The organism is Bartonella rattimassiliensis 15908, assembly GCF_000278215.1.
Taxonomy (GTDB): domain Bacteria; phylum Pseudomonadota; class Alphaproteobacteria; order Rhizobiales; family Rhizobiaceae; genus Bartonella; species Bartonella rattimassiliensis.
Map to the genome: position 1 here is coordinate 1 of NZ_JH725074.1, position 1762 is coordinate 1762.

Here is a 1762-nt window from a genome sequence, read left to right on the forward strand (position 1 = left end):
GGACATCTACTTCGGTTACCGAACTCACCAAAACAACGTCTCAAGTGCAAACGGCTTCAGAGACTGCGTTAACAGAAGTAAGATCAGCCAAGAGCACAGCAGAAGAGGCAAGAAGTTTAGCGACACAAGCGAGCACCGGATCTACAGAGGCGCAAAAGACTTCAGAACAAGCGTTAAGAGAAGCGACTTCAGCGAAAGCCACGGCCGATCTTGCGTCTACCGCAGCCAATGATGCCAAGGGACGTGCGGATGAAGCTAAAACCACCTCAGAAGAGGCCAAGACACTTGCGCAGGAAAGCAAGAATGTTTGCGCGGAAGCCAAGCAAACGGTTGCTGATGTTAAAGTTGTTGCGGAGAAGGCGTTATCGACAGCCCATACAGTCCAACAGACTTGTGATGAGAGGAACCGAAAAGTTTCAGAGGCCTTGACGCAGTCTAGTGAAGCCAAGACGCTAGCAGAACAAGCAAATGCCAAAGCAGCGAGCGTAGAGAAAGTTACCCAAGAAACGAAAGAATCTCTAGACTTAGTAAACAAGTTGTCCGTAGCCAACAGTGAATTGGTTAAAGACCTTGTTCCAAAGGTGAGCGCGATTTATCGGCCTGTTATAAATGATGTAGCTTTTGCACAACCACAACGGTTTCTAGAGGCTTCTGTGAGGAATAGAAGGGCTGTTTTGCTCCACAAAGGAACCTATCTTCGCTTTTTTTCCGATGATAATGATCGCTACCCTTTATATTATGTTACGGAAAATAAATATTTGGATCTTCCAGAATCTTGTGAGGCGGGAAAAGATTATTACATTTATATGACAAGAAAATTTGATAGTGATGATATATCCTTTCATATTTCGGATAATGGTAATCTGAAAGATACTGATACAGTCCAATATTCGAAAATTCTTGGCGGTTTCCACACGCTTTGTGCGGATGTTGGTATCATAGAGGGTCATCAATTATCGGGCTTGAAGGCTGGAGATGTTTTACCCTATTCTGTTTGGTGCCTTAATCATAGACCCTACAGTGATCCAGAAGGAATGGTTTATAATCCAGATCTTGATATCTGGGTAGATATTTACCTCCAATCAGGGACTGGTTACAATACGCGTTCGGCGTATGGTGTTCCAGTCATAACGAATCGTGAATATTCTTCTCATGCACATGATCTATTAGACGTTGGCAAGAGATTGCTCACAGATGAAGAATTTGTTTCGTCAATGGCTTTTAGCAATTCGAATACCTTTATTGCAGGTGATCAGGAGCCTTCTCCTAAACACTCTGGGGGTCATGTTGATACAGAAAATAGACGCATGATCTCGTGGATAGGTTGTGAAGATGCTTGCGGTTATCTTTGGCAATTTTTATCTGGTTGCTATCCGGTATTACATCTTCATCAGTCGGATACAGAAGAAGGAGAGAGTTATTACTACTCGAAAGAGATGGCTATGTTGGCTGGAGGCTGTTGGGGAGGAGACAGGAGCCATTATTTAGTGCGGAGTTTTAGTCATGGTCGTTATGAAACAAGTGAAAAAATCACAGCTCGCGGGTGTAGTCATTCATGTAATTTTACTTGGATTACCTCATAGAACGGCCTTTTTGTGAGACTTCGTCCTTTAGGCTAGGGATGAGATCACTATTCATAAGAATTCTGTTTATCGTGCTCCGCTTTTTGTGGGGCTTTTTTTATGGAGCATGGGATGAGAAAGATATCGAAAGAAGGTTTAGAACTAATCAAACAATGGGAAGGGTTGCGATTAGAGGCGTA

1 protein-coding gene and 1 pseudogene are annotated in these 1762 nt (G+C 43.2%); both read left to right on the top strand.

What is annotated here, in order from left to right:
• On the top strand, positions 1–1583 hold a 1583-nt coding region (locus MCY_RS09745), incomplete at its 5' end, for a phage major tropism determinant (RefSeq protein ID WP_007348029.1).
• Positions 1584–1694: 111 nt separating this feature from the next.
• Positions 1695–1762, top strand: a pseudogene (locus MCY_RS10160) (lysozyme); the annotation flags it as partial.